The organism is Microcystis sp. M109S1 (genome assembly GCF_020247025.1).
Lineage (GTDB): Bacteria > Cyanobacteriota > Cyanobacteriia > Cyanobacteriales > Microcystaceae > Microcystis.
In genome coordinates, this window is the sequence record NZ_JADBRW010000138.1 from 1 (window position 1) to 7,952 (window position 7,952).

6 protein-coding genes are annotated in these 7,952 nt (G+C 39.7%); 5 read left to right on the plus strand and 1 reads right to left on the minus strand.

Annotated features, from left to right (window positions below):
- Positions 1-128: 128 nt before the first annotated feature.
- The 5 genes from cas10 to IM322_RS06540 are packed head-to-tail and all read left to right on the plus strand — an operon-like array spanning position 129 to position 7,556.
- The gene (gene cas10 / locus IM322_RS06520) at positions 129-3,125 is read left to right on the plus strand and encodes a type III-B CRISPR-associated protein Cas10/Cmr2 (RefSeq protein WP_287677435.1); all 2,997 of its coding nucleotides are present in this window, start codon (positions 129-131) and stop codon (positions 3,123-3,125) included.
- A 6-nt stretch (positions 3,126-3,131) separates the two neighbouring features.
- Complete coding sequence (locus IM322_RS06525; protein WP_287677433.1) at positions 3,132-4,367, plus strand: type III-B CRISPR module-associated Cmr3 family protein; 1,236 nt, start codon at positions 3,132-3,134, stop codon at positions 4,365-4,367.
- Entirely contained in the window at positions 4,364-5,281 is a 918-nt protein-coding gene (cmr4, locus tag IM322_RS06530) for a type III-B CRISPR module RAMP protein Cmr4 (protein WP_287677430.1), read from the plus strand. Before IM322_RS06525 ends, cmr4 begins: the two co-directional genes overlap by 4 nt.
- The gene (locus IM322_RS06535) at positions 5,278-5,673 is read left to right on the plus strand and encodes a hypothetical protein (RefSeq protein ID WP_103672749.1); all 396 of its coding nucleotides are present in this window, start codon (positions 5,278-5,280) and stop codon (positions 5,671-5,673) included. The genes cmr4 and IM322_RS06535 overlap by 4 nt, the downstream gene beginning before the upstream one ends.
- Entirely contained in the window at positions 5,670-7,556 is a 1,887-nt protein-coding gene (locus tag IM322_RS06540) for an RAMP superfamily CRISPR-associated protein (RefSeq protein ID WP_287677419.1), read from the plus strand. The genes IM322_RS06535 and IM322_RS06540 overlap by 4 nt, the downstream gene beginning before the upstream one ends.
- A 139-nt stretch (positions 7,557-7,695) precedes the next feature.
- Here IM322_RS06540 and IM322_RS06545 read toward each other — a convergent pair.
- Positions 7,696-7,952 (minus strand): hypothetical protein (locus IM322_RS06545; RefSeq protein WP_287713153.1); only part of this gene is annotated, 257 nt, incomplete at its 5' end.

Sequence of the window (7,952 nt, forward strand, 5' to 3'; positions counted from 1 at the left end):
CCAGAAGCCTTTGTTGGCAAGTTTTCTAGCTCGCTTGTCCCCCTGTCAGTATAGTTAATCAATTATTTTGCTTAACTATCTTTGTTTTCGTGATAAAGTTTAAAGAGAGGCCTTAGCAATTTATGATTATGCCAGAATCAGAGTCCCCTATTAATTCAAAAAATTTCTATTCTCGTAAACTTTGTGCCTTGCTAGAAGACCAATCTATTTTGCAACAATTACAGTCTATTCACCCAGAAGAGTTACAAGGACAGATAGAAAAGTTACCCCTGCAAATAGCTAGTTCCTCTGATCGCGTTAATCTAGGAGAGGCTCAAGGCACTAATATTAATAGCGTGAAACATCCCATCAGTGGACAAACTCGAAATATTACTTCACAAGACTCAAGACCAGAAATTCCGGCAGAAATTACCTCAGAAACAGATATAGAAAAACTATTTTGGTGGTTTTGGCGATTTTATCCCGAACTCATCCGACAAAACCAGAATGATTTTTTCCTCTATCCTGCTCACAGCATCCTTCCTGATTGTCCCCTACATAGCTACAAAAGTACAGTTTCCGCTCTAGTTGGGGCGATGTATCCCGAACATTGGCAAGAAGGAGGTAAATCCCAACATCCCTATCTTTTTCTCTTTACCTTCTCCCCAGTACAAGAATTTATCAAAGCATCCCGAAAATTTGTCGATTTTTGGGCAGGTTCCTATCTACTGCACTATCTCAGTGTTAAACTCTGTTGGTATATTGCCGAAACTTATGGGTCTGATGCTGTGATTACTCCTTCTCTTTGGAGTCAAGAAATTATCGATGCTTTAATTGTTAAAAAATATCCAGATTTTGCGGCTAATTTTGCTTCTTTTCAAGACGGAATATCTCCAGTTGGTAGATTTGATAATGGCATCTCTACAAGTTTAAGTACGGCTGGATTTCCTAATGTGATTATGGCTTTAGTTCCGGGTAAAGAAGCAGCTAGAGAATTGGGAGAGAAATTAAAAAAATGTTTAATAGAAGAATGGTCAGAGATTGCCAAAAAAGTTAGGGAAGATATCAAACAACGAACCCTAGAGTTTCTTAAAGATACTAAAAATCAGCAGAAAATAGATGAAATATTATTAAAGGAGTTTCTAAGCGAACAAGAAATATGTAAACGAGATTTAAAAAAATGGCAGATAGGACATCATGGTAGTTGTTGGGAGTGGAATAAACTCTGGGAAGCACAAATAGAAAAAACTTGGGAAACTTACTGGACTGCAATGCCTTTAGGCAATCCAGAGCAGCCATTAACTATTAATCCCACAGAGGAAAATTATCAGCAATGGAAACAAGCGCAAAATGTGATCGCCCCTCCTCATTTAGCTGAATCTCTACCTACAACAGCCGAAGAAAACCTTTACGAACAGATAAATACTGGTACTTGGTGGGGGGCATTACAAGCTCGTTTGGGACAGTCTATTCAAGCCGTAAAAAATACTCGCACTTGGGCAATTCCTACAGCACCTGGGGAACGTTCCACTTTATCGGGTCAATTTAGCGCAGTTCATCCCCAATTACATTATCACGGGCAGTTTAAAAATGGAGGTGGACTTTCGGCTCGATCAATGCGTTTATTTTGGCGATTAATGGCTGAAGTTTATCCAGGGTTATTTAATGGCTCAGAAAAATTGAATGCGATCGAATTAACAAAACGCATGGCTTGGCGATATGGGGGAGTTGCTGAATCTTTGGGAATTAATCTAGGGCAAGAAGATGATACTAACTATGATAATTTAATTCGTTTTCCTAATTTAAGTTCTATTGCCGCTGCAAGATTTGCTTACGAAGATTTTAAAAAAGGAGGACAAAAAACACGCAGCTATTGGAATTGTCTTAACACGCTTATTAACCAACAATTACCTAACAAAGCAGACACTTTTGCCTCCCGTACTCATGGTCGTCCTTATCAGATACCAAAAGTTGATCGGCAAATTAATCCAGAAAATAGGAATGGAAAGAATTTTAATGGAGTCATGTTTTCCAGTAAATGGTTAGCTGATGACATGAATTGTAGCGCTCAAGAAACAGCAACATTAAGAAGTTTAGTTGAAGAAGCGCATAAAAAAGCAAAATTTGGCGAAGGAAGTCCAGCCGATTGGTGGGTAATTGTCCTCGGTGATGGGGATGGGATGGGGAAATATGTCTCTGGGTCAAAATTAAAGAAATACAAAGAGTATTTAATCACAGATGAGATCGCAGAAAATGTGAAAAATCATCAAGATTACCCAGATTTACTAGCAACCCAAAAACGCATGGGACCCGCAACCCATGTCGGGTTAAATCGCGCCTTATTAGACTTTTCTAATCGCTTAGTACCCTACCTTACGGAAGAACGTTATTGTGGTAAAGTCGTCTATAGTGGCGGTGATGATGTGATGGCAGTGTTACCTCTAGCAGATTTATTGGGCTATTTGCGATCGCTTCGTGCTGCTTGGTGTGCTGACCCAGATCCAGAAAGAGAATTCAGCACAGAGGGAGGGTACTGGACTCCTAAACAATCTCTGCAAGGATTACAAAAACGTCCCTATTTTACGATGGGAGATGGGGCAACCATGAGTCTAGGCATTGTTATCGCTCATAAAAGTGTACCTCTTCCTACCGTATTAGAAAGCCTGTGGACGGCTGAAAAAGACCGTGCTAAAAAGTTATATGGAAAAGATGGACTCTGTTTTCGGGTGATTTATGGTTCGGGTAATACTTTAGAAGCCTTGATGAAAGGGGAGTTATTAGACTTATGGTGGAATTTTATGCAGTATGATCAGCAAGATTTAAGTGCGTTGTTCTATCGATTAGCCGAAGAATTACCCCGTCATGCTTGTGTTACTGAAAGCGATCGCCTATTTAGAAAAGCTGCACAAGTGATCATCAACCGTCGAGATCAAACACTAGAGTCTCATATTCAAGAAAACTTGCTAAATTGGTTGGATCAGTGGGAAAACTGGGCTTATCAAACCTATAATCAAGTAAATAAAAATAAAACTGAAAAAGAAGTCCCTTTAGGCACGACCGAAAAGGATTTAGCTAATCTTTTGCGGTTTAGTGCTTTCTGGAATGACAAAAGGATGCAACAAATGAAATGGGGAGAAACTGAGTAATAAACTATGGGTGAACAGCAAATGTACTGGTATGCGATCGCTCCTTTAGATGTATTGCTATTTCGGGAAGCTAAACCTTTTAGTCCAGGGGAGAGTGCTTGGGCAAAAGGACTATTTCCCCCGTTTCCCAGTACAGTTTTTCAAGCATTGCGCTCGACTTTATCCAAAAATGTCAAAGATTTAGATTTTATGGGGCCATTTCTCTTAAGTCCCCAAGATAGATTATGTTTCCCCACTCCTAAAGATTTAGTTGCAGTGAGTTGGAGCAAAAAGAGTCAGCCAAAAGATGAGGAAACAAAAGAGGAGGAAAGAGAAGAAGATAATTTAGAAAAGCAAGCCCCCGAATGGCATCGAACCTTACGCCTTCAACCTGTTGATCGAACAGATGAAGCTTGGGAACATTTGTTGTTCGACGAGGCGGGATTAGCTCCAATGGTAGCTCCTTTTAGAGAGCTAGTTGAAGAAGAGAACAGAAGAGAATTTTTCTGTCGTCCCTATCCTTGGATTACAGCAGAAGCTTTAAGCGAATATCTACAAGGAAAAGAACTTAAAGATCCTACACAATTTCAGGATGATCCTTGGAATGTGCAGATTATGCCTCATATTCAAATGCAAGCGGATAAGCGACAAGTAAAAGATGAAGATGGCTATTTTACTGAAGTAGCGATTCGTCTTAAACCAGGTTGGCGATTAGTAGCGGGAATTAGTATAAAGTTACGGGAAACAGTAGTCCGGTTGGGAGGAGAAGGACATCGGGCGATTGTCATCCCATTTACTTTGTCCGATGCTGATCAAACACTGCTTAATCCTAAGACCAATACAACAGGTGATTTTGCTTATTTACTCACCCCCGGACTAGCGGTTAAGGAGGAAGCCGTTTATGGCGTTTATCCCCGTGATTGGCAACCCATCTTAGCAGGATGTGTCAGCGATCGTCCTTTATTGTGGGGTGGTGTTTCTCAAATTAGGCGCAAGTTAGTTATTGGTAAAGAGAATCAGGAGCGCACCGTTTCGCAGATTCCTTCGGGATCATCATCCCCTAACTCAGAAGCAAAAGGAGATGAGGAATTTGCTTTATTACCACAACGAGCCTTCGTTCCACCTGGGACTGTCTATATCTTTAACCAGATTCCATCTGAAACTGAGGCACTCTTACCTAAACCTGAATCGACGGGGAATTGGTTAACCAGTTTTCAAAAACTCAACTATGGTAAATTATTATGGGGTAATACACCATTATGAATACTTATTTAACATATCTATATCTGCTGACCCCTTTACACACGGGCGGAAGTGCTGATGAGGGTAATTTAATGGGAATCGCCCGCGAAGTCCATACCGAGTTTCCCTATCTTCCAGCTTCCTCCTTGAGAGGTAAAATTCGCTCTGCCTTAGAACCGAGCAATCCTCAAAGTGAAGAAGAAAAAGCATTAGCAAAAGAAGTCTCTCAGTTTTTCGGTCAAAAAATCAAAGATGGACAACAACCCACAGAAGGAGAAGTTTGGTTTGCTGAGGCAACTCTCCTGTTTTTCCCCATTGCTTCCTTAAGTCATCACTTAATCTGGATTACCTGTCCTCTCTGGCTAGAACGTTGGAATCGTTGGTTACAAAATTCCCCTTTAACTCAATTAATTCAAAACTGTCGAGAGCAAATTACAGAAGCAATACCAGCTTTAGTTAGCTTTACACCCGAACCCCTTTACTTGCAAACTGCAATTCTGAAACAAAATGCCCTAGGGCAACTAAATACTAATGATTCTAATAGCCTCTCACAATCTCTTCAAAATCTTACTAATGCTAATGGGATGATTAATCAGCTTCTGAAAAAGCTAGTCATTGTGGATGATGAAGACTGTATTGCTTTGGTAGAAACGGGATTGCAGCGAGAAGTGCGCGTTGCTCTTAATGAAGGCGAAAAAACTGTTAAAGGTGGTTCTTTTCGCTCGGAAGAAGCCATTCCCCCTGAAACTGTACTTTTCTTTCCTTGGGGAATGAAACCTATGAAACAAACTGAAAATACTCAGAATATTCGAGCAAAAACTAGCGAATTACTTAAAAATAAACTACAATTTGGAGGTCTAGAAGGATTAGGTCGCGGTTGGTGCGATCTAATAACAATTGAAACTACTGAAACTACTACAGGAAGTCAAAAATGAAATTAGATTCGCGTCAATTTAGCAAACAAGCACATAACGCTTTAGTTGAAATAAAAAGTGAGTTAGCAGTAACTTACCACAAAAAAGCTAGTGGATTAGTTCAAGGATTAAGCACTTATATATCTACTTGGGGACTGCATCGACTTAGTGGAGATATGCAAAAATTTCTCGGTGGAACTGCCGAAGATACACGCTATAAAGGGAAAGTTTATCAAAAATTTCTTACTAAGCTCAAAGAGTTTAGCGGGGCAGATTTTGATGTTAATGATCAAGGCACATTAATTCATATGCCTTTAAGAAAATATACCGCCCTCAATCACTTGGCAATTAAATTAGCAAAAGAGTGGTCTTTTTGGTCGCCAGCAGTCTTAGGAGAGGCAGAACAATCATGACGGCACAACAAGAATGGCAGAAATTTTTGGAAAAACTCCAAAAAGATAAAAATCCTCTTTATGACTTGTATAAAGATAGTCAATTAGAAATAGGTACAGAAATAACTATTTATTTTTCTGACGAAGAAGCGAAAGAAAAAGCAAGTGCTAAATGGCAGAAATTACAAGCCAAATTTCCGCCACACTGGAAAAATCAAAAGATTAATTTCAAAGTTGGACAGTTAGCCGCTGCCCCCATTACTGCAACGACAAGATCGACAGCAAGAACAAATAATCTAACCAGTCGGAAATTAACCAGTCCTCTACAAGCACTCAATCATCGATTATTTAATAATAATGACACAGCTAAACCAGTTTTAATAGAAGCGGTGGCGGCGGATAAAACTTGTCAGTCTTTATACCAACAATTAACTGAGAAAACTAAACGATTAGCTGATGAAACTCTGACTGTTGAATTCATCTGGAGGGTGCGTGTAGGGGGAATGCGCGGTTTTCAGGAGTTACTTCTTCCTGTATTTCATCCAGTCTATGGTGTACCTTATATCCCTTCTAGTAGTTTAAAAGGTGTAGTAAAAGCTTGGGCAAGACAACATCAACTAGAAGCTGAGGTAAATCGACTTCTGGGGACACTAGAAGATGGTATCGGTTGCGTTCAATTTCTTGATGCTTTTCCCACTGCACCTTGTTTGACTGTAGATATCGCTAATCCTCAATGGAGTTGGGAAAATAACCGAGTATGCTATCAACCTGTCCCCCATTATCTGTTGTCAATGGAAGAACCTGAGATTTTAATTGGGTTGACTCGCACCAGCAGAGGTAAATTAGAAGATGTCAGCACAGTCAAAGATTGGTTACAACTAGCTTTATCAGCAGGAATTGGTTCGCGGGTTAGTGCGGGGTATGGTAGAACATCTGTTGCTTCTAGTTTGTCTCATCACTCTTCCCATGCTTTTAAATTATGGACGCAGGGGATATATGGCGCAAATCCTCCCACTAAAGATAATCAATATCAGGGAAATAATGAATTTCGTCCCGTAGCAGTGCGAGGGATGCTGCGTTATTGGTTTCGTGCAGTAGGATTAAGTATTTATTCACCGCAGCAATGTAAAGATTTAGAAGGTAGGTTATTTGGTACTATTGAACCGCAAGCTCAAGAAGGACTAATTCGTATTTCTGTAGATTGGGAAGAGGAAGAAGGTGATCGCAATCGTCCTTATTTTTGTGAAGGTAATATTCTACTAGAAGCTAAAAATCAGGATGCTCTCAACTTAGCAGAAAAGCTATTGCAATTATCTTCTCATTTAGCAGGAATTGGGAGAGGATCGAGACGAACGTTGCATTGGAATAATCCAATAGGATTAAGGGGATGCCATTGGGAAGTTGACACTAAAAAACTACCTTGTAATCAAGAACTATGGCAGCAGTTTCTTAGAGAGGTAAGAGATTCTTTGCTTGCCCTACAGTCTGCCATAGGAAATCCTGCTAATTGTCCTCCCGGAAATCCGGGCAATCGCGCTCAAGACGTTTTGAATAGTCAGACTCAAATTTATTTAATTTCTTGTCCTAGTTTAAAATATCCTAGAACTGTCAATAATTGGCAAAACGAAGGATTGGGGTCAAAAGTACGGGGAGAAGGATTGGATTTCCTTTATAGTAGTGGCTTTAAAGGTGTCAATCAAAAAGGAAATGGAAATGCTAATGTTGGCGGACGAATCAGCCGACAAGGAGAAACTGCTTCTACACCTTCTTATGTGTTAATTAAATCTAATTTTCCCCCACAACAGGAACCTTATCAAACAGTAACAATTTTTGGAGTTAACCAGCGTGATCGCGCTACATTTATTCAACAATTAAACTCATTAAACCCTATGCAAATTCAGTAATTCATTGTGTCTAACCCGCGAAAAATGTTGAGAACCACCAAACAGCGACCGCAGACTAACCTCAGATCGCTGTCGGTCAACCCCACTAACTCAACACCCGCAAAGTAACCTTAGAAAAAGTTTCCATTAATTAAACTTGCTAAGAAGTTAAAAGAAATCCCACACAAACACAAGCCGTGGGTTTTGTGTTTCCATTAATTAAACTTGCTAAGAAGTTAAAAGCAGAACAACCACTTCCAATGGTCTTATTAGGATGGTTTCCATTAATTAAACTTGCTAAGAAGTTAAAAGGCTCCGAAAAACCTTTCCTGTAAAGCTGAGTACAAAGGTTTCCATTAATTAAACTTGCTAAGAAGTTAAAAGACGATATCGTAACCAATATTCTGAGAAATAAAA

Coding starts and splice junctions, on each gene's coding strand:
- IM322_RS06525 (WP_287677433.1), top strand. CDS start 3,132: ATGGGTGAACAGCAAATGTACTGGTATGCGATCGCTCCTTTAGATGTA.
- IM322_RS06535 (WP_103672749.1), top strand. CDS start 5,278: ATGAAATTAGATTCGCGTCAATTTAGCAAACAAGCACATAACGCTTTA.
- cmr4 (WP_287677430.1), top strand. CDS start 4,364: ATGAATACTTATTTAACATATCTATATCTGCTGACCCCTTTACACACG.
- cas10 (WP_287677435.1), top strand. CDS start 129: ATGCCAGAATCAGAGTCCCCTATTAATTCAAAAAATTTCTATTCTCGT.
- IM322_RS06540 (WP_287677419.1), top strand. CDS start 5,670: ATGACGGCACAACAAGAATGGCAGAAATTTTTGGAAAAACTCCAAAAA.